Source organism: Pigmentiphaga sp. MLSB6-MA01, from assembly GCF_058793475.1.
This window is the reverse complement of record NZ_JBXAFV010000020.1, coordinates 63,012-88,547: the sequence shown is the minus strand read 5'-3', so window position 1 is coordinate 88,547 and position 25,536 is coordinate 63,012. Positions and strand designations below refer to the sequence as shown.

Annotated in this window: 25 protein-coding genes; 11 read left to right on the top strand and 14 right to left on the bottom strand. The window is 67.2% G+C overall.

Annotated elements, in window-relative coordinates:
• Positions 1-27 precede the first annotated feature (27 nt).
• Positions 28-2,391, top strand: a complete 2,364-nt coding sequence (locus AC1Q6E_RS26145; RefSeq protein WP_152793630.1) for a penicillin-binding protein 1A — start codon at positions 28-30, stop codon at positions 2,389-2,391.
• A 178-nt stretch (positions 2,392-2,569) separates the two neighbouring features.
• Here the strand turns inward: AC1Q6E_RS26145 and cyaY are convergent, their stop codons facing one another.
• Entirely contained in the window at positions 2,570-2,911 is a 342-nt protein-coding gene (gene cyaY / locus AC1Q6E_RS26140) for an iron donor protein CyaY (protein WP_152800330.1), read from the bottom strand.
• A 64-nt stretch (positions 2,912-2,975) separates the two neighbouring features.
• On the opposite strand from cyaY, the gene lptM reads away from it, so the two are divergent.
• The 8 genes from lptM to AC1Q6E_RS26100 all read left to right on the top strand — a co-directional run bounded on the left by lptM (position 2,976) and on the right by AC1Q6E_RS26100 (position 10,532).
• Positions 2,976-3,236: an LPS translocon maturation chaperone LptM gene (lptM, locus tag AC1Q6E_RS26135; RefSeq protein WP_296558328.1), complete on the top strand. Its 261-nt coding sequence runs from the start codon at positions 2,976-2,978 to the stop codon at positions 3,234-3,236.
• Positions 3,233-4,525, top strand: a complete 1,293-nt coding sequence (lysA, locus tag AC1Q6E_RS26130; RefSeq protein ID WP_492573820.1) for a diaminopimelate decarboxylase — start codon at positions 3,233-3,235, stop codon at positions 4,523-4,525. Before lptM ends, lysA begins: the two co-directional genes overlap by 4 nt.
• 102 nt (positions 4,526-4,627) lie before the next feature.
• Positions 4,628-5,317, top strand: coding sequence for a GntR family transcriptional regulator (locus AC1Q6E_RS26125; protein WP_152793578.1), 690 nt, complete (start codon positions 4,628-4,630; stop codon positions 5,315-5,317).
• Between the two features lie 168 nt (positions 5,318-5,485).
• Positions 5,486-6,466 carry a D-2-hydroxyacid dehydrogenase gene (locus AC1Q6E_RS26120; RefSeq protein ID WP_296558324.1) on the top strand — a complete coding sequence of 327 codons (981 nt, stop codon included), beginning with the start codon at positions 5,486-5,488 and terminating at the stop codon, positions 6,464-6,466.
• Positions 6,463-7,671, top strand: a complete 1,209-nt coding sequence (locus AC1Q6E_RS26115) for a M24 family metallopeptidase (RefSeq protein ID WP_492573819.1) — start codon at positions 6,463-6,465, stop codon at positions 7,669-7,671. The genes AC1Q6E_RS26120 and AC1Q6E_RS26115 overlap by 4 nt, the downstream gene beginning before the upstream one ends.
• A 72-nt stretch (positions 7,672-7,743) precedes the next feature.
• Positions 7,744-8,757: a tripartite tricarboxylate transporter substrate binding protein gene (locus tag AC1Q6E_RS26110; RefSeq protein WP_152793581.1), complete on the top strand. Its 1,014-nt coding sequence runs from the start codon at positions 7,744-7,746 to the stop codon at positions 8,755-8,757.
• 4 nt (positions 8,758-8,761) lie between these two features.
• Positions 8,762-9,739 (top strand): substrate-binding domain-containing protein, encoded by a 978-nt coding sequence (locus tag AC1Q6E_RS26105; protein WP_152793582.1) that lies wholly within the window; start codon positions 8,762-8,764, stop codon positions 9,737-9,739.
• An 88-nt stretch (positions 9,740-9,827) separates the two neighbouring features.
• Complete coding sequence (locus tag AC1Q6E_RS26100) at positions 9,828-10,532, top strand: TetR/AcrR family transcriptional regulator (RefSeq protein ID WP_296558316.1); 705 nt, start codon at positions 9,828-9,830, stop codon at positions 10,530-10,532.
• A gap of 33 nt (positions 10,533-10,565) precedes the next feature.
• On the opposite strand, the gene AC1Q6E_RS26095 is transcribed toward AC1Q6E_RS26100, so the two are convergent.
• From AC1Q6E_RS26095 to AC1Q6E_RS26040, 12 genes are all read right to left on the bottom strand, one after another.
• Complete coding sequence (locus tag AC1Q6E_RS26095; RefSeq protein WP_492573832.1) at positions 10,566-11,198, bottom strand: isochorismatase family protein; 633 nt, start codon at positions 11,196-11,198, stop codon at positions 10,566-10,568.
• Entirely contained in the window at positions 11,192-12,256 is a 1,065-nt protein-coding gene (locus AC1Q6E_RS26090) for a 2,5-dihydroxypyridine 5,6-dioxygenase NicX family protein (protein WP_296558312.1), read from the bottom strand. Before AC1Q6E_RS26090 ends, AC1Q6E_RS26095 begins: the two co-directional genes overlap by 7 nt.
• 13 nt (positions 12,257-12,269) lie before the next feature.
• Positions 12,270-13,076, bottom strand: coding sequence for an alpha/beta fold hydrolase (locus AC1Q6E_RS26085; RefSeq protein WP_492573818.1), 807 nt, complete (start codon positions 13,074-13,076; stop codon positions 12,270-12,272).
• A 10-nt stretch (positions 13,077-13,086) separates the two neighbouring features.
• A complete protein-coding gene (locus AC1Q6E_RS26080) occupies positions 13,087-13,839 on the bottom strand; it encodes a maleate cis-trans isomerase family protein (protein ID WP_492573817.1) in 753 nt (250 codons plus the stop codon).
• A gap of 16 nt (positions 13,840-13,855) precedes the next feature.
• The gene (locus AC1Q6E_RS26075) at positions 13,856-15,082 is read right to left on the bottom strand and encodes an FAD-dependent monooxygenase (RefSeq protein WP_492573816.1); all 1,227 of its coding nucleotides are present in this window, start codon (positions 15,080-15,082) and stop codon (positions 13,856-13,858) included.
• 107 nt (positions 15,083-15,189) lie between these two features.
• Positions 15,190-15,924, bottom strand: a complete 735-nt coding sequence (locus AC1Q6E_RS26070) for an ABC transporter ATP-binding protein (RefSeq protein ID WP_492573815.1) — start codon at positions 15,922-15,924, stop codon at positions 15,190-15,192.
• On the bottom strand, positions 15,921-16,718 hold the full coding sequence (locus tag AC1Q6E_RS26065; protein WP_296558304.1) for an ABC transporter ATP-binding protein: 798 nt from the start codon (positions 16,716-16,718) through the stop codon (positions 15,921-15,923). Before AC1Q6E_RS26065 ends, AC1Q6E_RS26070 begins: the two co-directional genes overlap by 4 nt.
• The gene (locus AC1Q6E_RS26060) at positions 16,715-17,788 is read right to left on the bottom strand and encodes a branched-chain amino acid ABC transporter permease (RefSeq protein ID WP_152793590.1); all 1,074 of its coding nucleotides are present in this window, start codon (positions 17,786-17,788) and stop codon (positions 16,715-16,717) included. The genes AC1Q6E_RS26065 and AC1Q6E_RS26060 overlap by 4 nt, the downstream gene beginning before the upstream one ends.
• Before the next feature lie 118 nt (positions 17,789-17,906).
• The gene (locus tag AC1Q6E_RS26055) at positions 17,907-18,779 is read right to left on the bottom strand and encodes a branched-chain amino acid ABC transporter permease (protein WP_152793591.1); all 873 of its coding nucleotides are present in this window, start codon (positions 18,777-18,779) and stop codon (positions 17,907-17,909) included.
• A 27-nt stretch (positions 18,780-18,806) separates the two neighbouring features.
• On the bottom strand, positions 18,807-19,943 hold the full coding sequence (locus tag AC1Q6E_RS26050) for an ABC transporter substrate-binding protein (RefSeq protein ID WP_296558299.1): 1,137 nt from the start codon (positions 19,941-19,943) through the stop codon (positions 18,807-18,809).
• 326 nt (positions 19,944-20,269) lie between these two features.
• Positions 20,270-21,238, bottom strand: a complete 969-nt coding sequence (locus AC1Q6E_RS26045) for a Bug family tripartite tricarboxylate transporter substrate binding protein (RefSeq protein ID WP_296558297.1) — start codon at positions 21,236-21,238, stop codon at positions 20,270-20,272.
• A gap of 17 nt (positions 21,239-21,255) precedes the next feature.
• Complete coding sequence (locus AC1Q6E_RS26040) at positions 21,256-22,392, bottom strand: Rieske 2Fe-2S domain-containing protein (RefSeq protein WP_492573814.1); 1,137 nt, start codon at positions 22,390-22,392, stop codon at positions 21,256-21,258.
• 134 nt (positions 22,393-22,526) lie between these two features.
• Between AC1Q6E_RS26040 and AC1Q6E_RS26035 the strand changes: the two genes are divergently transcribed.
• Positions 22,527-23,051 (top strand): MarR family winged helix-turn-helix transcriptional regulator, encoded by a 525-nt coding sequence (locus AC1Q6E_RS26035; protein ID WP_152793594.1) that lies wholly within the window; start codon positions 22,527-22,529, stop codon positions 23,049-23,051.
• A gap of 283 nt (positions 23,052-23,334) precedes the next feature.
• Positions 23,335-24,333, top strand: a complete 999-nt coding sequence (locus AC1Q6E_RS26030; protein ID WP_152793595.1) for an amidohydrolase family protein — start codon at positions 23,335-23,337, stop codon at positions 24,331-24,333.
• A gap of 10 nt (positions 24,334-24,343) precedes the next feature.
• Here the strand turns inward: AC1Q6E_RS26030 and AC1Q6E_RS26025 are convergent, their stop codons facing one another.
• Complete coding sequence (locus tag AC1Q6E_RS26025) at positions 24,344-25,324, bottom strand: LysR family transcriptional regulator (protein WP_296558293.1); 981 nt, start codon at positions 25,322-25,324, stop codon at positions 24,344-24,346.
• Positions 25,325-25,536 lie beyond the last annotated feature (212 nt).

The window sequence follows — 25,536 nt, the reverse complement described above, 5'->3', positions numbered from 1 at the left end:
CGTCCTCGCACGAGAAGCAGCTTCCTCATGTCCCGTATTCTCCTGAAGGTCGCCGGCGTTCTGGCCGGGCTGGCCGTTTGTGGCGCCCTCCTGGTGGGGCTGGCGCTGGCCCTCGCGTACCCGAACCTGCCCGATCTGGACGCCCTGACCGACTACCATCCCAAGATGCCGTTGCGCATCTACACCGCGGATAACGCCCTGATCGGCGAATTCGGCGAAGAAAGACGCAACGTGGTACGCATCCGTGATGTGCCGGATGTGCTGAAATCGGCGATTTTGTCCGCAGAAGACGACCGTTTCTACCAACATGGCGGCATAGATTGGTCCGGCGTCATCCGGGCGGCGCTCACCAACATGGTCAACCTGTCCAAGAGCCAGGGCGCCAGCACGATCACCATGCAGGTGGCGCGGAACTTCTACCTGTCGTCGGAAAAGACCTGGACCCGCAAGCTCTACGAGATCCTGCTGACCTTCAAGATCGAGGCCAACCTGACCAAGGACCAGATCCTGGAGCTCTACATCAACCAGATCTACCTCGGCCAGCGCGCCTACGGCTTCGCCTCGGCGGCCCGCATCTACTACGGCAAGCCGCTGTCGGAAATCACCGCCGCCGAGGCCGCGATGCTGGCCGGCATCCCCAAGGCCCCGTCACGCTACAACCCCGTGGTCAATCCGACCCGCGCCAAGCTGCGCCAGCAATATGTGCTGCAGCGCATGCTCGGCCTGGGATACCTGACCGAACCCGAGTACCGCGCCGCCCTGGACGAAAAACAGCAGGTCCGGCAGCTGGGCGGGGAGTTCGGCGTGCGCGCCGAATACGTGGCCGAACTGGCGCGCCAACTGGTCTACGACATCTATAAAGAAGAAACCTACACCCGCGGCCTAAACGTCTACACGACCGTGAACCGCGACATGCAGGACGCCGCCTACGACTCCCTGCGCGAAGGCGTGCTGGACTACGAACGCCGCCATGGCTACCGGGGGCCCGAAGCCTTTGTCGATCTGCCCGGCGGCATCGACAACAACCCCGAGAAGCTGAACGAGGCGGTCGACGACGCGCTGAACGACTACCCCGACAGCGACACGCTGCTGTCCGCCGTGGTCCTGGCCGCCGATGCCAACAAGGTCCGGGTGGCCCGCAGCTCGGGCGAAATCATCGAGATCGCCGGCAAGGGGCTCAAGTTCGTCCAGCCGGCGCTGTCGGCCAAGGCCCAGCCCTCGGTGCGTATCCGCCGCGGCGCCATCGTCCGCATCCTGAAGAGCGGAAACGAGTGGGAAATCCTGCAGACGCCCCAGGTCCAGGCGGCCTTCGTCTCCACCGACCCGCAAAACGGCGCCATCCGCGCCATGGTCGGCGGCTTCGATTTCCACAGCGGCAAGTTCAACCGCGTCACCCAGGCCTGGCGCCAGCCCGGCTCCAGCTTCAAGCCGTTCATCTACGCCGCCTCGCTGGAACGCGGGCTGACCCCCGCCACCATCATTTCCGACGATCCCTTCGTGCTCGAAGCCTCGGCCACCGGCTCGCAGCGCTGGGAACCGAAGAACTACGACGGCAAGAACGAACCGCCCATGACCATGCGCCAGGGGTTGGCCAAGTCCAAGAACATGGTGTCGATCCGCGTGCTGCAAAGCATCGGCCCGCAGTACGCCCAGGACTACATCACCCGCTTCGGCTTCGATGCCGCCCGCCACCCCGCCTACCTGACCATGGCGCTGGGCGCGGGGTCGGTCACGCCGCTGCAGATGGCCGGCGCCTATTCCGTCTTCGCCAACGGCGGCTACCGCGTCACCCCCTACCTGATCGACAAGGTCACCGACAGCACCGGCCGCGTACTGATGCAGGCCCGCCCGACCAAGGCCGGCGACGAATCCCTGCGCGCCATCGACGCCCGCACCGCCTACATCGCCGACTCCATGCTGCGCGACGTCGTGCGCACCGGCACCGCCCGCGCCGCCCTGTCGCTCAAGCGCCAGGACGTGGCGGGCAAGACCGGCACCACCAACAACTCGGTGGACGCCTGGTTCGCCGGCTACACTCCCGGCCTCGTGGGCGTGGCCTGGCTGGGCTACGACCAGCCGCGTTCGCTGGGCGTGCGCGAAACCGGCGGCGGCGCCGCCATGCCCATCTGGCTGAAATACATGCAGCGCGCGCTCAAGGAAATCCCCCAGCGCGAGCAGCCCATGCCGTCCGGCATCATCGTGCAGAACGGCGACTACTACTTCGCCGAATTCCCGCCCGGCCAGGCCGTCGCCTCCGTCGGCCTGCCGCCCCCCTCATCCGACCCCATGTCCCGGCTGATCGACAGCCTGGGCAACCTGATCAACGGCAATGGCGGCAGCTCAGGCGGCAACAGCGGCGGCGGCAACACCCGCCAGGAATACCTGCCTTAACTGCCGCCCCCCACCCGCCACAAGACGCCGCAGGCTGGGTCCGGGGCGCCCAAGGCCGGTGCGAGTTCTGCGCCCGCCCCGCCGCCCCAGCCGAAACCGGGAAGTCCCGGCAAAGCCGGGACCGGCGTCGCTGCTCCCCACCGGCCTTGGGCGCCCCGGACCCAGCCGTGTTTAGAACTCACCGAACCGGCAACTCGTCGACCACGACCTCCTCCCCCGCCTGCTCGGAACAAATCCGCGACAACGCCCGCGCCAGTTCCTCCCCCGACCGCGTATCCAGCCACTTCCCGTCCTTCAGGCGATAATGGAACCCGCCGCTGCGCGCCGCCACCCACATTTCCTGCATTGGCGCCTGGCTATTGATCACTGCCTGGCTGCGATCCGCGAAGGTCAACGTCAGCACATTGCCGCTGCGCGCTCCCTCGATATCGATGTCGCGCTTCTCGAACCACACGTCGGCCTGCCGCTCGATGGAATCCAGGATGGCATCGGCCAAGGCAAGAAACTCGCTTTCGTTCATAATTTCGACTATGTCCGACATGAAACCCACGCATCCTGCGCGCGCCGCATGCCCAGACCCCTCGTTGGTTGCTGATACCGGCATTGTAGCCAGCGCCGCCCGGCCTGCCGCGCGGCGTCTGGCCGCGCTGCTGGCGGCCCTGCCGCTCGCGCTGCTGGCCGCCTGCGGCATCAAGGGCCCGCTCTACCTGCCGGCCACGCCGGCGCCGACGGCGTCCGTCCCCGCCGCGCAGCCGGCCGCCGCGCCGGCATCCAAGACGACGGGCGACGTGGACGACATTTCCCGGCGCAACGAATCCATCTCGCATACTCCCCTGACACAATGACCACCCCCGCTTCCCTGCCCACCCCGGTCGGCAGCCCCCACTTTGCCTATCGCGACGGCATCCTCCATGCCGAAGGCGTATCCGTGGCCCACCTGGCAGACCGGCTGGGCACGCCGCTGTACGTCTATTCGCGTGCCGCGCTGCATGCCGCCTACGACGCCTACCGGCGCGGCATCGGCTCGCGCGACGTCCTGGTCTGCTACGGCATGAAGGCCAACTCCAACCTGGCGGTGCTGCGCGAGTTCGCGCGCATGGGCGCCGGCTTCGACATCGTGTCGGCGGGCGAGCTGCAACGCGTGCTGGCGGTGGGCGGCGACCCGGGCAAGGTCGTCTTCTCCGGCGTGGGCAAACAGGCCGCCGAGATGCGCCTGGCGCTGGAAGCGGGCGTCAAATGCTTCAACGTCGAATCCGTACCCGAGCTGCACCGCCTGTCCGAGGTCGCGCATGCGATGGGCAAACGTGCGCCGGTCTCGCTGCGCGTGAACCCGGACGTCGACCCCAAGACCCATCCCTATATCTCGACCGGGCTGAAAGAAAACAAGTTCGGCATCGCCATCGACGACGCCCCGGCCGCCTACCGTACCGCGGCCGCGCTGCCCGGCGTCGAGATCGTGGGCGTCGACTGCCACATCGGTTCGCAGATCACCGAGACCGCCCCCTTCCTGGACGCGCTGGACAAGCTGCTGGACCTGCTGGACCTGCTGGCCACCGATGGCATCCATGTCGAGCACCTGGACCTGGGCGGCGGCCTGGGCATCCGCTATGCCGACGAAATCGCGCTCGCGCCGGCCGACCTGCTGTCCCGGGTGTTCGAGCGCATCGACGCGCGCGGCTACGGTTCGCGCCAGATCGTGCTGGAACCCGGCCGCTCGCTGGTCGGCAACGCCGGCCTGCTGGTGACACGCGTGGAGTACCTCAAGCCCACCGAGGCCAAGAACTTCCTGATCGTCGATGCGGCGATGAACGACCTGATCCGCCCGACGCTGTACGAGGCCTACCACGGCGTGCTGGCGGTGGCGCCGCGCGCCGGCGAAGCAGCCTCGCGCTATGACGTCGTCGGACCGGTATGCGAAAGTGGCGACTGGCTGGCCAAGGACCGCGACCTGGCCGTACGCGAAGGCGACTACCTGGCCGTGGAATCGGCGGGCGCCTACGGCATGGTCATGGCCAGCAACTACAACACCCGCCCCCGCGCCGCCGAGGTCATGGTGGACGGCGACCGCTACCACGTCGTGCGCACCCGCGAGACCGTCGAGCAATTGCTGGCGCTGGAGTCGACGCTGGGCTGACCGGACCATGGCCGCGCCGGCCCGGCCATGGGAACAAAACCAGTCTGCTAAGATTCCAGCCCGTCGCGCGACGCACGCCACGCATTCATCCGAGATCGCCGCATGTCGAGCCCCCCGCCCCATCCCGCCGCCTTCCCGCCCAACGGTGCCGACCTCGGCACGCCGGCGGGCAAGACCGGCAGGATCCTGCAGATCTTGCAGGCGCGCTTCGCCAGCGGGCACTACCGCTTCGGCGAAAAGCTATCGGTGGTGGACCTGGCCCAGGAGTTCGGCGTCAGTCGCCAGCCCATCATGACGGCCATGCGCGACCTGGCCGGCGACGGCTTCGTCATCATCACGCCCCAGGTGGGCTGCGAAGCCGCCGCGCCCGACAAGAACGAGATCCAGGACTTCTTTTCGGTCTTCGCGAAAATGGAAGGGCGCATGGCGGGCATGGCCGCCGAGCGCCACGGCGACGCCGACATGCTCCAGTTGCGCGCCGCCCAGGCAAGCTTCGAACAATCCCCCGCCGGCGGCGGCCACTGGAACCTGGACAGCGTCAGCCATTTCCACAGCGTCATCCGCCACATGGCCCGCACGCCGGCCCTGGCCAACCGCATCGGCAAGTTCTGGCACATGGCCAACTACATCCTGCGCAACGGCCAGCGCGACTACCCCGAGCCCATGCGTACCGTCGGCAACCGCGAACGGGCCGGCATCGTGACCGCCATCGCACGACGCGATGCGGCGGGCGCTGAACGCGCCATGGAACAGCACGTGCTCGGCAAGCCGCATCGCGTCGGCCTGCTCTGATTCCCCCTTTCCCCAGCCAACCGCCGCACGGCCATTCCTTCGGCTAGGAGCGGCGCGCGCTTCGCGGCTTGCGCGCCTGCATGCGCCATGATCCGTTTGCTTCGTTTTTATTGACATACTAGTATCTTAGTTTTAGAGTGCCGGCCATAGACCCATCACGGAGGCCCGGTGAAGCTGCTGATCGTCGACCACTATTTCAGCCAGGCGTATGCCGAGGCCCTGCAATCGCGGTTTCCTCGCCTGGAGATCATGCACGGCCGCAGTTTCGCCGAGGTCGCCGCCGCCCATGGCGACACCGAGGCGGTATTCGCCCTGGGCCATCTGTTCAATGATGCGCTGGTCTCGCGCATGGGCTCGCTGCGGTGGATCCAGGCGCTCACTACCGGCACGGACGCGATACAGGCGCTGTCGGTGCTGCCACCCGGCGTGACGGTGACATCCGCCCGCGGTATCCACGCCCCGCAGATGTCCGAAATGGCGTTCATCCACATGCTGGCCCTGGCCCACCAGTTGCCCCGGATGCTGCGCAACCAGGCCGACAGCCGCTGGGAGCGGTGGCCGCAATCGCTGCTCTACCGCAAGCGCGTGCTGATCCTGGGCGTGGGCGTCATCGCCGAGGGCCTGGCCCGGCGCTGCAAGGCCTTCGACATGGAAGTGGCCGGCATCTCCGGCACCCCGCGCGAGGTCCCGCACTTCGATCGCGTGGCGCCGCGCACGGACCTGCACGCCGAGCTGGCACGGGCCGACTACGTGGTCAGCCTCCTGCCGGCCGGTCCCGAAACCGACGGCTCGATCGGCGATGCGTTCTTTCGCGCCATGCGCCCGTCCGCCTGCTTCGTCAATATGTCGCGCGGCAGCGTGGTGGACGAAGCCGCGCTGCTGGATGCGCTGCGGTCGGGCACCATCGCCGGCGCCGGGCTGGATGCCTTCGCCGTCGAGCCCCTGCCCGCCGGCCATCCGTTCTGGCGCGAACCGCGGATCCTGATTTCCCCCAAGCACGGCGGCACCACCGACATCTACGTCGAGCAGGTCATGCCCATCCTCGAACACAACCTGGCCTGTTACCTGGACGGCCGACCGGACGACATGAAGAACATCGTCCTGCGCGGCGCCACCCCGGCGGCCTCTTTCTCCCTGGAAGCACGATGAGCCATCCCCTTCCCGACTCGCCCGAGCAGCGGGTCCTGCATCCCATCCCTTCGCGCGAACTGGAGCGCCGCTGGCGGGCAGTCCGCGAGCGGATGGACGAACTCGGCATCGACGCGCTGGTCATGCAGAACTCCAACGACTGGCTGGGCGGCTATGTGAAATGGTTCACCGACCGGCCGGCCACCAACGCCTATCCACGCGCCATCGTCTTCCCCCGCGAGGGCCGCATGGTGTCGGTCGAACAGGGCCCGACCGGCGGCATCCGCGAGGTCGCGTCCGATGACGTGGTCGACCGCGGCGTCGAGAAGATCGTGTTCACGCCCAGCTACGCGTCCATCCACTACACCGGAACCTACGACGCGGAGCTGGTGCAAACGGAACTGCGCCGCCGCGGCTACAAGACGGTGGGCCTGGTCGGCACGGCCTGCATGTACCACGACTTCTGCGCTCACCTGAAACAGACGGCCGGCTCGGTACGCTTCGTCGATGCCACCGACATGGTCGATCACATCAAGGCCATCAAGAGCGCCGACGAGATCGAGGCCATCGGCCGCATGGCGGCCATGCAGGACGAAGTGCTGCAGGCCCTGGCCCGCCACATCCGCCCGGGCATGAAAGACTTCGAGGTCGCCGCCTATGCCCAGTACGCGGGCCAGTTGCGCGGCAGCGAGCAGGGGTTGTTCATCGGCTCGTCCTCGCCCGCGGGCCGCGCCGCGATGTACAAGCCGCGCCACCTGCAAGGGCGCGAGATGCGCGAAGGCGATTCCTTCACGCTGCTGATCGAGAACAACGGACCGGGCGGCTACTACGGCGAACTCGCCCGCACCTTCGTGCTGGGCAAGGCCTCGCAGGAGCTGCTGGACACCATGGCCCTGCTGGTCGAGGCCCAGCGCCACACGCTGGACCAGTTGCAGCCGGGCGCCATGCCCGCCGACATCCTGGCCGCCCACAACGCCTTCATGCGCGCCCGCGGCATGCGCGAGGAAACGCGCCTGTACGCCCACGGCCAGGGCTACGACATGGTCGAGCGCCCGTTGATACGCGAGGATGAGACCATGCCCATCGCCGCCGGCATGAACATCGTGGTCCACCCCGGCCACGCGACCTCCAGCGTCTTCACCACCGTCTGCGACAACTACATCGTCGGTCCCGACGGCCCCGGGGAATGCCTGCACAAAACGCCCAAGACCGTCATCGAACTCTGAGCCTACCCGCCGCGCTCCCGCGCGCGGCGCTTCGCCGCATTTCCCCTGCCCTTCCCCTCATGGAGGCATGCCATGCCACGCAACGGATCGACCGCCCTCTCCCGCCTTCCCGCGCGACGCGTCCTCGCGCCCACCCTGGCCGCCGTTGCCGCGGCGCTCGTGCTCACCGCCCCCGCGGCCCGGGCGCAGCGCTACCCGGAACGTCCCGTGCAGGTCATCGTTCCCTACGCCCCCGGCGGCAGCGTGGACGTGATCGCGCGCTCGCTGGCGCAGAAGCTGACCGAACGCATGGGCCAGACCGTGTTCGTCGAAAATCGCGCCGGCGCGGGCGGCACGATAGGCGTGAGCGCGGTGACGCGCGCCAAGCCCGACGGCTACACGCTGTTGCTGACCTCGCTGGGCGCGCTGACCGTGACGGTGCACCTGACCAAGGCCGGCTACGATCCGCTCAAGGATCTCGCGCCCGTCTCGCTGCTGGCGACCAGCGGCCTGGTGCTTTCGGTCAAGGACGACTCCCCCATCCGGTCGGTGCGCGAACTGATCGCCGCCGCGAAAGCCAGGCCCGGCGCCATCAACTACGCCGTGACCGGCGTGGGCAGCCAGACCTTCCTGGCCGGCGAACTGCTGAAGCGCTCGCTGGGCCTGGACATGGTTCCGGTGCAGTACAAGGGAGGCGGCCCCGCCGCCGCCGCGGTGGCGGCGGGCGAGGTCCAGGCGGGCATCACCGACTCCGGCCCCATCCAACCTCTGCTGCAGTCCAGGCGGGTGCGCGTACTGGCCGTGACCGGCGGCCAGCGCGCCTCGGCGATGCCCGACGTGCCGACCATGGAAGAAGCCGGCGTGCCGGGCTTCCGGATCGACTCGGCCATCGCGCTGCTCGCTCCGGCGGGCACACCGCCCGAGATCATCGACAAGCTCAATGCCGAAGTCGCCGCGGCGCTGAAATCGCCCGACCTGGTGGACCGCATCCATGCGGCCTCGCACGACCCGAAGCCCAATAGCCCGACCGAGATGAAAGCCATGCTCAAGTCGGAGTTCGACCGCTGGGGCGCGCTGGTGCGCGAAGCCGGCGTCAAGCTCGAGTAGCGCCATGAGCGGGCTCGAACTCCGTTTCGCGGCGGGTCCGTACGACCGCCTGCGGGGGCTGTACGACGGCAGCGTGGCGATCGAAGGCGTGCGCATCGTGCCGCACGTGCGCCAGCGCCCGGTGGACATCTTCAGCCCCATGATCGAACACGGCGCCTTCGACATCGCCGAGATGTCGCTCACGCACTGCTATGCCCTGACCGCTCAGCGACGCGCGAATTTCGTCACGCTGCCGGTCTTCCCATCGCGCATGTTCCGCCACGGCTTCATCTTCGTGAACGAGGCGGCCGGCATCCGGTCGCCCGCCGACCTGGCGGGCAGGCGCATAGGCGTGCAGGGCCACCAGATGACGGCCGCCGTCTGGATACGCGGCCTGCTGCGCGACGGCTACGGCGTCGACCTGGCGGACGCCGAATGGTACGAGGGGGGCGTGAACGAATATGGCGTCGCGGGCGGCGACATCATGGAACTGCGCCCCAGCCGCCCTTTGCGGGGGCAGCGCATCCCGGCCACCACCTGCCTGTCGGACATGCTGGCCGAGGGCGGCATCGACGCGCTCATCGGCGCCTTCATTCCCCGTTCGTACGGCAAGCATCCCGCCGTGCGGCGGCTGTTCCCGGACTACAAGCGCGCGGAGGCCGCCTATTACGCCACGACCGGCGTGTTTCCCATCATGCATGCCCTGGTGCTTCGGCGCGACCGCCACGAGGCGCACCCCTGGCTGGCCCCGGCCCTGGTGCGGGCCTGTGAACAGGCCAAGGACCAGGCCTGGCAGCAATTGCGGTTCAGCGGCGCGCTGGCCGCCACGCTGCCCTGGCTGATGGACCACGTCGAAGAGACCCTGGAAGCCTTTGGCGCGGACCCCTGGCCTTATGGGGTGGATCGCAACCGGGCGACCCTGGAAGCCTTCTCCACCATGCTGCACGCCGATGGCTACCTGGATCGCGCATTGCCGCCGGACGAGATCTTCGCGCGACACTGACCGCTCGCGGTCCAGCCGCGTCATATAGCCCAGGCCCGTGAAAAGCCTTAGCATGGAGGCTTCGCAGCCAATAATTAATTAAACGCTTATGAAATTGGTCAGCGGCCGCCGGGGCACTCCCGCAGCCCAAACCAGGCGCAAGGCCGGACAGAAAAAAGGCCCCGGTCGTCCCGAGGGCACCAGCGTCGTCCGGGACAATATTCTTGATGCGGCGGAAGAACTTTTCTCCAACCTGGGCTACGCGGGCACCACCCTGCGGGAGATCGCCGACCAGGCCAAGGTCACGCAGGCGCTGATCAACTATTACTTCGGTTCGAAGTACGGCTTGTACGAGGCCGTGTTCATGCGCCGCAGCCAGATCATTTCGCAGCAGCGGATCGAGAACCTGGCACAGTTGCAGGCCAAGCCGGGCCGGCCCAAGGTAAGGGATGTCGTACAGGCCTTCCTGATGCCGACGCTGGCCTTCCGCTCGACCCCCGAGGGCCGGTCGTTCCTGCGGCTGCAGGCCCGCCTGCACACCGAACCTCCGCAGATTTCCTACAAGCTGCGCACCGACGCCTACGGCAGCTCCACCCGGCTCTATGTGGACGCCGTGCGCAAGGCCCTGCCGAACCTGCCCGAGCTGGACGCGTACTGGCGCGTCACCCTGATGGTGGGCACGTATCTTTACGCGTTCTCGGATACCCACCGCATGGAAGAAATGGCGCCCGCCGGCCTTTACGATCCCGACGATACCGACAGCCTGATCGACCAGGTCACCCGCTTCGTCACCGGCGGCATGCAGGCACCCTGACCCTGGCGGGAGCCGGGGCCCCCTCCCTGGCTGTCAACCTTCCACGCGCCCGAGCAGGGACGCGTAGTCCATGACCTCGGCGTACTTCTGCGCCATGTCGAACAGGCTGGCATCGTGCGGACCGATGGCGCGGTCGCCCACGCAGTCGGCAACGACCGCGGGCCGGAAGCCCCAGCACATGGCGTCGACCACGCTCGCGCGCACGCAGCCGCTGGTCACGCAACCTGCCACCACCAGCGTACGCACACCCCGCTGCGTCAGCCAGGGAGCGAGACCGGTGGCGAAAAACGCCGATGGCACATTCTTGCGGACGACCAGTTCGCCCGGCCGGGGCGCCAGTTCCGGCACGATGGCGCTGGCCGGCGCCGCCTCGGTCAGGTCCAGCATGCCCGGTACCTTGGCGGCAAAGACATTGGCATCGGCGCCGTCATCCGCGTAGACAATGCGCGTGTGGGCGACGGGCCAACCGCGGTCGCGCGCCAGCGCGAGCAGCGGACGCGTGGACGCGATCGCCGCGGGGATATTGCCGCCGCCGAAAACGTCCGGATCGGCGAAGCCATTGACGAAATCGACGATGAGCAGGCCGAATGGCGGTGCCGGCGCCAGTCCCGCGCCGAAGCCCTGGCGCGCGTAGACCGCGGCGTCGTTCCCCGCCTCCCTCACGATGCGGCCCCCGCCCCGGCCAGCCGCTCCTCCAGCAGGCGGCCCTCGATCACCACTTCGCGGCCGTCCAGCGACACCGTGCAGCGGCGCAGCGGAATGTCCATGTGGCAGGCGGTGCTGCGGGACCCGCCTACTTCGTTGTTGGGCCCGAGCGAGAACAGGAAGTTGCCGGCATAGGCGCGCGCATCCATGCCTATCGTGGCTTCGCGATCGTACAGTCCCAGCGTGGACCAGCGCGCGCGGGTCTGCGCGCCCCAGCCGATATGCGACATGGCATAGGCTTCCGGATCGTTGAAGGACGCCATGTAGTCGCTGAGCAGCTCGGCGTCCATGCCGCCGGTGATGGACGTGACATAGCCGTCCGCCACCTCCATCACGATGGGATCGTTCACGTACGACTTCGTCGGCAGCAGGATGTCACCCTTGTCCACCACGATGCGGCCGCGCGTGGCCCGCTCGTTCGGCCAGGTCAGCGCGAAACCGCTGGGCCAATGGTCCCAGCGCCCCGGCTCGTCCACGAAACCATACTCCTTGATTACCGGGAACTCGCCCAGCGGGCACAGCAGGTCGGTGCCCGCCGCCGATGTCACCCGCATCTCGCGCGCGTTCTCCAGCAGCGCCCCGCATGCCAGCACGCGCGCGCGGTCGGCTTCGGTGGGCACCATGCGCAGCAGGATCTCGGGCGGCTCGACCGCCAGCAGGATCTTGCCCCCGCCTTGCAGGATGTCGTGCTGCTCCGGCGAAAAGAGCAGCGTCATCAGGTCGATCACGAGGTCGCTGGCCTTGAGCGCGGCAATCGCCGCTCGATTGCCGCTCAGCGGCGTGGCCCCCAGGTAGGCCAGGGAATCGCGGCTGAGCGACTTCTCGCCGTTGACCGGCGCGAGGTCGAGCCGGTTCACGCGCGCCCCCAGCAGCCCGGCCGCGGTCATCGCGCAGCGCAGGGTCTGGGGATGGGTCACGCCCTCGGTGGTCAATACCGTGACCGTGTCGCCGCGCCTCAGGCGCGACAGCGTCAGGACCTGGGTCCATGCCTGGATCAAATCGGAATCGCTGACAGCCATAGCTTGCTCCTCGCTAAACGGGGGTTCCCAGAAAAGTGCCGAAGCCCTGGAAGAAGCCTTCCTCGTCGTCCCAGGGAATCATGTGTCCGGCCTCCGGCACGGTTTGCACTTCCAGCCGGGGCACCAGGCTCCGGATCTCGTCGATGTCGCCCGCCTCGATGACGCCACCCTTGCCCGCCACCATCAGCAGCGCGGGCACCGCGATCGCGGGCAGGTCGGCATGCATGTCGTGCGTGCCGAAAGCGTGATAGGCGCACACGATCGCATCCTCGTCGCAGGTATGCAGCCACTCGGCCCGCAGCCGCAGTTGCGCCTCGGTCCACGTGGGCGAGAAGGGCCTGAGCTTTTCCCACTCCGCGCCCGCGCGCATGAGCCGGATGGAATCCACGTACCAATCGAGCTTGGCGGGATAGGGCCGGCGGCCCGGCCCCGATACGGGCGGATCCACCATGACGAGGCGCGCGAGCCCTTGCGCATGGTGGGCGGCCACGATGGCGCCGATGCGCGCGCCCATCGAATGCCCGACCAGGACATAGTCCGCCAGGCCCAGCGCCTGCGCGAAGGCCCCCACGTCCGCCGCGCAGGCTTCCAGGCTGTAGTCCATGCCCGTCGCCACTTCGGACAGGCCGCGTCCCCTGACATCGAGCACGTAGGTATCGAACTGCCGCCCCAGCCGCTCGGCCACGAAGGCCCAGGTCACGGCAGGACTGGTGATGCCCGGCACCAGCACCAGGGGGCGGCCTTTGCCGCCGAAGCGCAGGTAGTGCTGGCGTATGCCATTGGCGCGGACATGGGCGCCATGGAGAAAAGTGCTGCTCATGGATTGCTCCCTAGTAACGGCCCGACAACAGGGCGCCGGCCCCGGGCACGACAGGTTCGAGGTCCAACGCTTTCAGCATGGCGCAGGCAGTGGCGGCCGCGGCGGTCACGACCGGTTTGCCGGTCAGTGCCTCGACCTGCGCGATGACCGGCAGCGACGGCATCTGCACGCACGCCGACAGCACGACGGCATCCACGTCCGACGTATCCATCGAGGCGACGATGCCCGGCAGCTTGCGGGGATCGTGCCGCCCCACTTCCAGGTTGTCCGGAATTTCCAGCGCGCGCCACTGCGTCACCTGGACGCCCTCGTTTTCGATGTAGTCGATCACCAGCCGCGTCAGCGGCACCATGTAGGGCGCGACCAGGGCGATGCGCCGGGCGCCGAGGATTTTCAGTGCGTCGACCAGCGCGCCCGCGCTGGTCACCACCGGAGCGCCGCCGCCGTTCTCGCGGGTGCGCTGGCCGAGCCGGGCCTCGGACTCGCGGTGATAGCCCGTGCCCATCGCCATGATGGCCACCAGGCAGGCATAGCCCAGCACGTCGACCCGGGCGTCGCTCAGTTCCAGCGCGCAACGGTCGGACTCGGCGTCCATCGCGGCCAGCTCCTCCTTCGTGACGTGCTTCATGCGCATACGCGCCGAGTGGAAGGTGAACCGTTCAGGCCGGATCTGCTCGCGCAGCCGCAGCATGGCCGGGATCTCGGTTTCCATGGTCGTGTTCGAACTCGGCACGATCTGGCCGATGCGGTAGTGGGATGTCATGGATGTCCTCCGCCCCTTACGCCGCCAGCGCCTGCCGGCCGAAGCGCTTCGCGCACGTGGTCGCGTCGTAGATATAGACCCAGTTGGCCTGGATGCCCACGGCATTGGGGTTCATCAGCTCGCGCCAGCGGTACAGCAGGTCGCGCTTGAACTGCGCCCAGGGCGACGGCAGGTGATAGGTCTTGCCGCGCTCGCGGGCCTCCAGCTGCACACGGCTGGTGCGCGGCCGGCGCTCGGCCTCGTAGGCCTGCAGCGCCGCGCCGATGTCGCGGCCATAGTGCTCCAGCGCCGCGCCCAGCACGTAGCCGTCCTCGATGGCCATGGCCGCCCCCTGCGACAGGAAGGGCAGCATGGGATGCGCCGCGTCGCCCAGCAGCGTGACACGGCCCTTGGACCAGGCCTGCATGGGATCCCGGTCGAACAGCCCCCACTTGTAGACGTCCTGGGTCCGGCTGAACAGCTCGATCACGTCGGGATGCCAGCCTTCGTAGGCCTTGGTGAGTTCTTCCCGGCCGCTGCGCACGTTCCAGGACTCCTCCACCCAGGTGCGCGATTCGTTCACGGCCACGATGTTCACCGCCGCGCCGCCGTTCACATAGTAGGTGACCAGGTGCCCGTGCGGTCCCATCCAGAACGCCGCGTCCGGACTGACGAACTTCAGCGGATGACGCTCGACCGGCACCAGGGCCCGCCAGCACATGTGGCCGGTGAACTGCGCCGACTCCGTGCCGAATAGGGCGTCGCGCACCACCGAGCGCACACCGTCGGCACCCACGATCAGGTCGGCCTCGTATTCGCTGCCGTCGCTCAGGGCCGCCACCGCGGTGTCGCCTTCGGTGCGCACGCTGGTGCAATGGGTGCCCAGCGTCGCGCCCTTGCCGTCGGCCAGGTGCTGCGACAGGATGGCGTGCAGGTCGGCGCGATGGACGTGGTAGAACTCCGCGCCGTAGATCCGCGGGCAGCTTTCCTTCAACGGCGTGCGGAACAGCTCCCGCCCCGAACGCCAGTTGCGGCCGACCATGGCCTGCGGCAGGAAACCCACCCGCTCCAGGTCGTCGGTCAGCCCCAGCGCCTTGAGCACCTTGACCGCATTGGGCGTGACCTGCACGCCGGCGCCGACCTCGCCAAAGGCCGACGCCCGCTCGAACACATGATTCTCGATGCCGCGCAGCGTCAGGGCGCGCGACAGCGCCACGCCCCCGATCCCGCCACCCACGATGCCTACGCGCAAAGGACGACTCATACGGCTTCTCCTTTCCTTCCTGCAGGAACCGACGGCTTGTCGGCTCCCAATAAATAATTAAACAGAAAATTAATAATTGGTCCGGCGGGACCCGGGCCCCATCCCGCCTAGCCGCCCAGGTAAGCGGTCAACAGTTCCGGATCCTCCAGCAAGCCCACGGACTCCCGCTCCGCCACGACCCGGCCGGTCTCGAACACGTAGGCGCGCGAGGCGGCGGTCAGCGCGTTGTGTACGTTCTGCTCGACCAGGAGGACGGTCACGCCCTGCCGGCTGATCTCGCGCACCACGCCGAACACCTCGTCGGCCATCTTGGGGCTGAGGCCCAGGCTGGGCTCGTCCAGGAGCAGCAGCACCGGCTCGGACATCAGGGCCCGGCCAATCGCCAGCATCTGCTGCTCGCCGCCGCTGAGCGTGCCGGCCAGTTGCTGGTGACGCTCCTTCAGGCGCGGGAAACGTTCGTATACCTTGGCCACGCGTTGCTGCACCGTCGCCGCCGAGCGGCACAGATAGGCGCCGAGCACGAGGTTTTCATAGACCGTCATGGCCGGCCAGACATGGCGCTCTTCCGGACTCTGGGCGATGCCCAGCCCGACGATGCGGTCCGGCGCCATGCCGCCGATGTCGCGTCCGTTGAAGCGGATGTTGCCGCGCGTGGGCTTGAGCAGGCCCGAGATGGCGCGCAGCGTCGTGCTCTTGCCCGCGCCATTGGCGCCGATCAGCGCCACGGTCTCGCCCGGCTGCACGCGCAGGCTCACGCCATGCAGCGCGGCGGTCTTCCCATAACCGACGTGAAGATTGTCCAGTTCCAGCAGCGGAGCGGATGAAGCCCGAGCGTTGCTCATGCCGCGCGCCCTCCCCCAAGATAAGCCTCGATCACGCGCGGGTCGCGCTGCACGTCCGCCGGCACGCCCTCGGCCAGTTTCTCGCCGAAGTGCATCACGACCACGCGGTCCGATACGCTCATGACCAGGCCCATGTTGTGCTCGACGATCAGGATGGACTGCACCTGCGTGCCGCGCAGCTGTTTCAGGATGCGCCCCAGCTCCATGGCCTCCTGGCTGTTGAGCCCGGCGGCGGGTTCGTCCAGCATCAGGATGTCCGGCCTGGCCGCCAGCGCCAGGCCGACCTCCAGCAGACGCAGCTCGCCGCAGGACAACAGATAGGCCGGCGCGTTCATGCGTTCGCCCAGCCCCATGACATGGACGATGCGCTCGGCTTCCTCGCGCGCCGCGTGCTCGGCGGCGCGGACCGAACGACCCGGAAAGAATGTCCGCCACAGGCTCTGGCGGGCGCTCAGGTAATGGCCCGCCAGGACGTTCTCGAACACCGACAGCGACTTCAGGATGTTCGTCTTCTGGAAGCTGCGGACGATACCCTTCCTGGCCATCTGGTAGGGCTTGGCGCCGGTCAGGTCCTCGCCCTTGACGTGGACCTCGCCCGAGGTCGGCGCGTAGAACCCGGTGATCAGGTTGAAGCAGGTCGTCTTGCCCGCGCCATTGGGCCCGATCAGGCCGACGATCTCGCCTGCCTTGACCTGGAAGCTGATGTCCTTGACCGCCTTGATGCCGCCGAAGGTCTTGCACAGGCCCCGCACGTCCAGCATGGGGGCGTGGCCGATTGCATGCACAGTTGTCATTTCGGTTTCCCAAGGCGCCACGCGCCGCTTGCACCGGATAGAATGGCGCCCCCCCGACCCAGGGCACAGCGGATCTGGCTCCGCCAGTCCGCCGGTGCCGCCCCCTGGGGGGCGCGCGACAGCGCGTAGGGAGGGGTCCTCATCTCTCTACGGGTCGTCAGGAAGCCCATCAGGCCGCGCGGCAGGAACAGCACGATGGCCATCACCGCCAGGCCGAACAGCGACAGCCGCAGCTCCTTCGCCTCGCGCAGGTATTCCTCCAGGAAGGTCACCAGCAGCGCGCCGATCAGCGGCCCGATCAAGGTCCCCTTGCCGCCGACCAGCACCATGATGATCATGCTGACCATGAAGGCGAAGCGAAAGACCTCCGGCCCGACGAATGAGATGTAGTGCGCGTAGAATCCGCCCGCCATGCCGGCCAGGAAAGCGCCCAGCACGAACGCCAGCATGGCGTAGCGGAACGGCCGGATGCCGATGGACTGGGCGACGTAGCGGTTCTCGCGCACGGCCACCGCGGCCCGGCCCGCATTGGAGTAGACGAAGCGGTACGCCAGGTAGAGCGAGACCGCCAGCACGCCCCACGCCAGGTAGAAAAAGAACTGCCTGGTCGCCAGGTTGCCGGCCTGGGCCAGCCACGCCGGCTGCGGCACGCCGGCGATGCCCATCGGACCGTTGGTGAAGGCGACCCAGTTGTCCGCGACCAGGCGCAGCACTTCGGCGAACGACAGTGTCACGATGACAAAGAACGGCCCTTGCAGGCGCAGCGTGATGCTGCCGATGAGCAGGCCCATGGCCGCCGCCAGCACGCCGGCGGCTGGAATCGTGGCCCACATCGGCCAGTCCAACTGGGTGGACAGCAGCGCCGCGGCGTAGGCCCCCGTGCCCAGGAAGGCGGTATGGCCGAGCGAGAACTCGCCCACATAGCCCACGACCAGGTTCAGGCTGGTGGCCAGCACGGCATAGAACAGCACCATGATGGCCACATGCAGCAGGTACTGGTCGTGGACCACCAGCGGCAGCAGCCCCGCCACCAGCAGTGCGACCAAGATCGCGTTACGTTCGAACCGCATCTCAACTCCCCATGACGTCTGCAAATGCCCAGCCCGATCCAGGGCGCCGCGGATCCGGCTTTGCCGGTCCGCCAGCGCCGCCCCCTGGGGGGCGCCCGAAGGGCGTAGGGGGGGTCATCTATGCCCTCTCGGCGCGTTTGGAAAAAAGGCCGTAGGGCCGGAACACCAGGGTAAGGATCACGATGACGAAGCCGATGATGTCGACCCAGCCGGTGGCGACGTAGCCGCCCCATAGCGCCTCGGCCACGCCCAGCACCAGCCCGCCGACGATCGCGCCGGCGAAGCTGCCCATGCCGCCCAGGATGACCACCACGAAGGCCTTCATGCTGACCAGCCCGCCCACCGACACCTGCGCCGAGTAGATGGACCCGAGCAGCATCCCCGCCAGCGAGGCGATGACGGTGCCCAGCGCGAAAGTGCAGGCGTAGACGTTCGCCGTCCTGATCCCCGCCAGTTGGGCGGCCATCGGATCCTGGAACGTCGCCCGCATCGCGCGGCCCAGACGGGTCTTCTGGATCAGCAGGTAGGCGGCCGCGATCAGCACCGCGCAGACGGCGACGGCGAACAGCCGGACCTTGGTGACCACGATGGGCCCCAGGAACACCGGCCCGCTGGAGACCGGCCCTTCCACCTTCAGCGGCGCGGTGCCCACCACCAGCAGCGCCGTGTTGGCCAGGAAGATGGACAGGCCGATGGTCAGCAGGATGCCCGGCTCCTCACCCTGGCCGCGGATGCGCTCGATCAGCACGCGATCGACCAGCCAGCCGAACACGCCCATGATCAGGGCCACCAGCGCCAGGCCCGTCAGGAAGTCCAGGCCCAGGACGGTGGTCACCCACCAACCCAGCACGCCCCCGAGCATGTACAGCTCGCCATGGGCGAAATTGACGACCCGCATCAGGCCCAGGATCAGCGTGAGCCCCAGCGCCGACAGCGCGTAGAAAGACCCGATCACCAATCCGTTGGCCAGGAATTGTGGCAGCAAATCCATCGTTTCTCCCGCCTCGGCGCGCGCGGCTCAGGGCCGCTCGGTGGGAGACTGGGCCACCACCTTGGGTTCGCGATTCTGGATCTGCACGAGCACGACATCGAAGCCGTAGCCCTCGCCCTTCTCGGTGAACTTGAAATGGCCGTTGGGCGCGGCGTAGTCCGTCTTGCGCAACGCATCGCGGATCGCGTCGGCCTGTGTGTTGCCCGCTCGCGCGATCGCTTCCATCACGATGTTCAGCGCGTTGTAGCCGGCGGCGCCGTACTTGCCGGGCTTCTCCTTGTAGGCGGCGCTGTAGTACTGGACGAAGGACTGGTTGCGCTCGCCCGGCATGCTGGAGGCGTAGGGCACCGCCGCGTAGATGCCTTCCGAGGCGTCCCCCGTCAGGCCGATGAAGTCCGAGGTCGCCCACGAGCCCACGCCGAAGATCTTGGTCTGGATGCCGAATTCCTTGAACTGCTTGACCAGGATGGAGCCGTCCTGGGTCTCGGCCGCGACGAAGACACCGTCGGGCTTGGCCGCGCGCAGCTTGGTCAGCAAGGTATAGAAATCGGTCGCGCCATGGTCGAAGTACTCCTTCATCACCGTCTTGACCCCGAGCGCGGAGAGGTCCTTGGAAAAATCCTCCACGCCGCCACGGCCCCAGTCGTCGTTGACGCCGATGTAGGCCACCGTTTTCAGTTGCAGCTTCTGCGCCAGGATCTTGCTGAAGGTCCTGGACATCAGCCGATCGGTTTCGGCCGAGCGGAAGAAGTACTGAAGCCCCTTTTCCGTCAGGTCCGCCTTCGAGGACACCCCGGTCAGCATGGGCAGCTTGTACTTCTCGGCCACGGGCATGACCGCAGCCGTGGCCGAGCTGCAGAAAGCACCGGTCAGCGCCACGACCTTGTCGCGCACGATCAGCTTTTCGGCGGCGTTCACCGAGTTGGCGGGACGGCACTGCCCGTCCTCGATGACCAGCTCGACCTTCTTGCCCAGCACGCCGCCGGCCGCGTTGCGGCGCTCGACCGCCAGCTTGGCGCCGTTGACGTAGGTCAGTCCGTTGTAGGCGACCGAGCCCGTCAGGGGCTGGATGACGCCGATCTTGATGGTTTCCTGCGCCCATGCCGCGGGCGCTGCCCCGCCCATGGTTCCCGCCAGCAACAACGCCCAAGACAGCTTACGCATAGCGACCTCTCACAAAGGTTTCGATTGAGAATTGCCTACCGCCCGCCGATTAATTAAACAAGTAATTAATTTATCGATGAATTAGGGTTTACGGCAATCGGGTGGAGACCATCGCTTCGTAAGCATGAAGGGTGCCAGCGCGCCAGCCTGGTCAGCGCGCCTGCGTGGCGCCCCCGCGGTGCGCGCCCCGCACCAGCGGCGGTCGGCCGCGCACCGGCATGGCGCGGCCTCGGCAACGGATGGTGAGCCAAGACGGGCCATGCCGCCCGCCTGCGCCAGGCGGGCCGACGCGCCGCGCAGGCCCCCCGCAGTCGGCGAAACAGGTGCTATTCCAGCTTGGCGCCCGACGCCTTCACCATCCGCTCGACCACGGGCGCCAGCAGCTCGTACTCCTTGCGGGCATCTTCACCCGAGTTGCCGATCGCATCCATGCCGTAGGCCTGGATGCGCGCCTGCATGTCGGGGGTCGCGATCGCGGCGCGCGCTTCTTTCTCCAGCCGCCTGGATACGGCGTCGGGCATGCCCGCCGGCGCCAGCAGCGCGAACCATCCCATGGGCTTGAACTCGGTATCCGTCATGCCCGCTTCCGCCATGGTAGGCACGTTGGGAAGCTCCTTGGGCCGCTGATCGGCAATCACGGCGAGCGCGCGCAGCCGGCCGGTCTGCAAATGCGGCACCACCGGCCCCAGGGTCGTGAATCCCCACGACACCCTGCCCCCGACCAATTCCTGGATCAGCGGCACCTCGCCCTTGAAAGGCACGTGTGTCATGTCCAGGCCGCGCGAATGGCTCAGATAGGAAGCGACCAGGTGGCCTGACGTGCCCACGCCGAACGAACCGTAGTTGACCTTGCCGCGATTCTGCGCGGCCCAGTCCATGAACTCCTTCATGTTGCGCGCCGGTATCTCGTGGTTGACCACCAGGACCAGCTGGCCGCTGGATATCTGCGTGATGAAGCGCAGGTCGCGGTTCACGTCGTAGGGAACCTTGTCGAACATGTAGGGCAGCGTCAGGACCGGCGTCGAGTTCGTGACCAGCAGGGTATGGCCATCGGGCTTGGCGCGCGCCACCACGTTGGTGCCGAGCATGCCGGATGCCCCCGGCCTGTTCTCGACGATGAAGGTCGTGCCCAGCCGGCGCCCCATTTCCTCACCCAGGGTGCGCGCCAGGGCATCGGCGGCGCCGCCCGCCGGCTGCGGCACGACAAGGGTGATCGGCCGGCCGGGAAAAGGCTCGGCCGCTTGCAGCGTTCCACACGCCAACGCTACCGCCAGCAAGAGCAGGGATTTGATCATGTGCATGTCTCCTGATTTCAGTGGGCGGCCGCCGGCAATTCGGCTCCGGCTATCTCCTTGCCGAACTCGAAATCGCCGGGCCGACGCCAGGTCTTGAGCGGCTTGCCGTCGCGCAGCGCGCGCATCTCGCGCGCCCACATGCGGCGCAATACCGCGATGGCCTTGTCCGACTGTCCGAGATGCTCGGCGCCGCGGTCCGCGATCACGCCCTGCCCGCCCAACGCGACCGTGTCCTGGATAATGGGCAGCAGGGGGTGGTTCTGGTCCACGTCGTCGAGCGTCATTTCGCAACGCATGACGCGCGCGGCGATCTCGGCCGGATCCTCCACCTCGCCGGGATCGGGCAAGGCCTGGTTGAAGGTTCCGACACGGTTGACCATGGCGCTGAAGGTCGTCGTATCGTCCATCGGCACGCGCCAGGCGAGCAGGATGGACATCTTCGTGCGGTCCTGAGGAATGGGAACCTCGCGCAACAGGACATTCGGCATGAAGCCGTAGCCGACACGCTTGCGGCCATCCTCGCGCGTGGAGACGACCACCAGCCCGTGCTCGGTTTCTTCCGCGGCGACTTTGGGGATCTGGTCCAGACCGTACTTCGCCATCAGGTGCTTGTGCGTGAAGAACACATGCGCCTCGTCATGATCGTTCTCCACTCGCTGGAAGAAGTTGTAGTCGAGTACGACCGCCTGGGTGAGCAGCGCGCCGCGGCTGTCGTCTTCCAGCTCGGGGAAACGGGGAAACTCCGGCGGTTCCCCTTCCCCGACATAACAGAAGATCAGGCCCAGATACTCCCGGACCGGATAGGTACGCAGCGACAGGCTGCGCGCATAGGCCGCGCTCTCGGCGGGAAACTCCTCTCCCCGTCCTTCGGCGTCGAACTTCCAGCCATGGTAGCGGCAGCGTATGCCGTTGCCCTCGACCCAGCCGTAGGCCAGGCTCGTCCCCCGGTGGGGGCAGCGGTCCTGCGTCATGCGCGGCTGGCCGTCCTCGCCGCGGTAGAGCGTGTAGTGCGTGCCCAGCAGCTTGACGCGCGTCGCGCGGCCGGCCACGCACTTCCCGGCCAGGGCGACAGGCTGCCAGAAACGTGCGACCAGGCGGCCGGCGAGCGCGTCGCCTTCGACCCGGGCGAAGTCGACGTCGGGGTACAGACTCATGAGGGCGCTCCTCGAAAGCGTCGGATGCTTTATCAAAAAATACTATGCTTTCATATCAATGGTAAAGTTGGCACAAAGAATCCACAATGCTTATTTCGTTCGCCCCGCCCTAGTATTTCCCCCAACTCCCAGCCATGAACAAATCGACGAGCAGCAAACCCTCCCCCGGGAAAATCGCCACCCAGTCGTCCGAAGACAGCGTCGGCTACCAGATCAGCGCCACCTACCGCGTGCTCAACCGCGCGCTGCAGGCGCAGGTCGCCCGGCTCGACGTTCCCGCGGGAACCTGGATATTCCTGCGCACGATCTGGGAAGAAGACGGGCTGACGCAGCGCGAGGTCGGCCGGCGGGTGGGCATCATGGAAGCCGCCGCGGGCTCGGCCTTGAACAAGCTGGAGAGCCGCGGCCTGATCCGCCGCGTGCGCAACGCCGACGACCGGCGCAAGATCAACGTCTACCTGACCGAGCGCGGACGCGCGCTGGGACACGAACTGATGCCCAAGGCGGACGAGCTGACGGCCCGGATGATGGAAGGATTCGAGCACTTCGAGGTGGCGCAGCTGTGCAGCTACCTGATGCGGGTCAGGCGGAACCTGCGCGCGGTCGAATCGTCGGCGGGCATCAAGAGCGAAGACACCGAAAATACTATTGATTCATAGTATTTTTGAAATATTTCTCCATCGATCTCCCAAGCAGCCCAGGCGCATGCCGCTGCGGCGCGCTCGCCTCGTTTTTGCCATTCCGCTCCTCAACGCTTCTCGAATCAAGATATCTGCCAACTCTGTTTCGCAGTACCTTGCCGCGGCTCAGGCTGTTGCAATACCGGACCGTAGCGAAACGCGTACCCGTTCACACGGAACGGACCGTGAGCCGAGATGGCCCACGGCGCCGGCGCGCCGCGCGAATGACCGGTGCAACCCTGTTAGTAGAGGAGCAATGTCCATGGCCGATCTCCCCTCGATTCCCTTGCCGGCGGGCGCAAGCGTTGGCACCCGCATCGATACCCACATGCACGTCGTGCCGCCCGGCTACAAGGAATGGATGCGTTCGTTGAACCTCTGGATGCGCGATCCGCCCGAGTGGAGCGTGGACGGCGCGATCGAACTCATGGACAGAGAAAAGATCCGCACCGGGATCCTGTCGCTGTCCACACCCGGCGTGCATATCGACGACGCCGTGCACGCATGCGAGAAAACGCGCGAGTTCAATGAATTTTCTGCGGGGGTGGTCAAGCGCCACCCGGACCGCTTCGGGTATTTTGCCGCCCTTCCCCTCCCCCACGTCGATGAGGCCATTGCGGAGGCCGTGCATGCATTGGACCATCTGTGGGCGGACGGTATCGTGCTGCTTGCCAATGTCCGCGGCACGTACGTGGGCGATCCCAGCCTGGACCCACTGATGGCCGTGCTGAACCAGCGCCGGGCCGTGGTGTTCATCCATCCCACGCAGTTACCGGGTCCCGCGGTGCCCGGCCTGCCCGCCCCCGCGATTGATTTCCTGCTCGATACCACCCGCGCCGCGCTCAACATCGCCCGCAACGGCGTCCTTGAAAGGTATCCGGACATCAAGTTCGTGCTGTCGCATGGCGGCGGTTTCCTGCCCTACGCGGCACAACGGGCGGCCCGTTTCGTGGCGCCCGACGGCAGGCAGGCCGTCATGCGGCGCCTCGAGCGGCCGCAGGACCTGATTCCCGCCGGCACCGATCTCCTGCGCAGGTTCTGGTTCGACATCGCCATGCTGGGCACGCCCTACGCGATGCCCGCGCTCCTGGCCTTTGCCGACCCCACCCGGATCACGTTCGGCTCGGATTGGCCCTACGTGTCTAGACACTACGCGGCGTACCAATCCAGGCAGTTCGAAGACTTCCCGCTGTCGGATCAGATGCGGACCGCCATCGAATCCGGCAATGCGCGCAAGCTGTTTCCCCGCCTGGATACGTAAGGAGCCCCACCTACGGCCGCTCTTCGCTCGCCGTCGGCAATGGATCGGTGACGCGTCGGGCGGTCGGCCAGGCACCCTGGTCTATCAGCAGGTTCAGTTCCTGTTCGACGATGTCGCGGACCCTGCGGATCGCGAGGGCTTCCGCTTCACGGCGGCTGACGGCAAGATGCATCTTCCAGTTGACCAGGGCGGAAGAAAACGGAATCGCCACCAGGCGGCCAGCCTCCACGGCGTAGGTCCAGATCGACCCCTGGATGAAGAGCGTCATGCCCATGCCGTGCTCCACGAGGCTGCGCAGCGTATTCGTGCCATCGGTCTCGTAGACGATATGGGGACGGATGCCGCTGCGGGCCGCCAGGCTATCGACCAGCAGTCGAACAGGATGGGGCCGGAGAGGAAGGATCAGCGGGAGCCTGCCCAGATCCTCGATGGAACCGACCTCCGGTATTTTCCCGGCGAAATGGCTCATTGCCAGGGCGGGAGACGCGAACAGCAGCAAGGGTTGGACGAAGTATGGCCGCGTCGAGTAGCCGGGCCCCAGATCCGCGATATGGCTCATCGCGATGTCGGCCTCGCCGCGCATCAACCAACCATACACGTTCGAAGGCGTGCCTTCCAGGATCTCCAGGCTCACCAGCGGCAACTCGGCGCGGCAGCGCCTCAGCAGGGGCGGCGCGAGCAATCCACTGGTATGTCGCGGCAGGGCAATGCGCACCGGGCCGCTGGGGGTCTGCACGAACGACGACAGGTCTCGCTCCAGATCGTCCATTTCCGACACGAGCCGTTGCGCCCGCACGAGAAACGCCTGTCCGGCGGGTGTCAGCGCGACGCCGCGCGCGCGGCGCTCGAAGAGCTTTGCGCCCATGCGATGCTCGAGCCGCTGCACGCGCTTGCTCAGCGCCGACTGGGCAATGCACAAGTCCAGGGCCGCCTGCGAAAAACTGCCGTGGCGCGCCACCAGGACAAAGGCCTGCATGTCCTCGAAAATCACGTCCGCGCCCCCGGGTCCATGTCGCGATCCTCCAGGAGGATATACCCGGTTCGACAATAGCGGAAGGATCCGTGTCCCAGGCGCCGGATCGCGGGGTGTCGCCGCGGCGCTTCCCTGCCCACGTTTCTCGAATCGAGATGTTTGCCAACTCCGATTCGGGGTAGCTCGCCGCAGGCCTGGCTGTTTCAATACGGGCATGAACATCCGGAGGA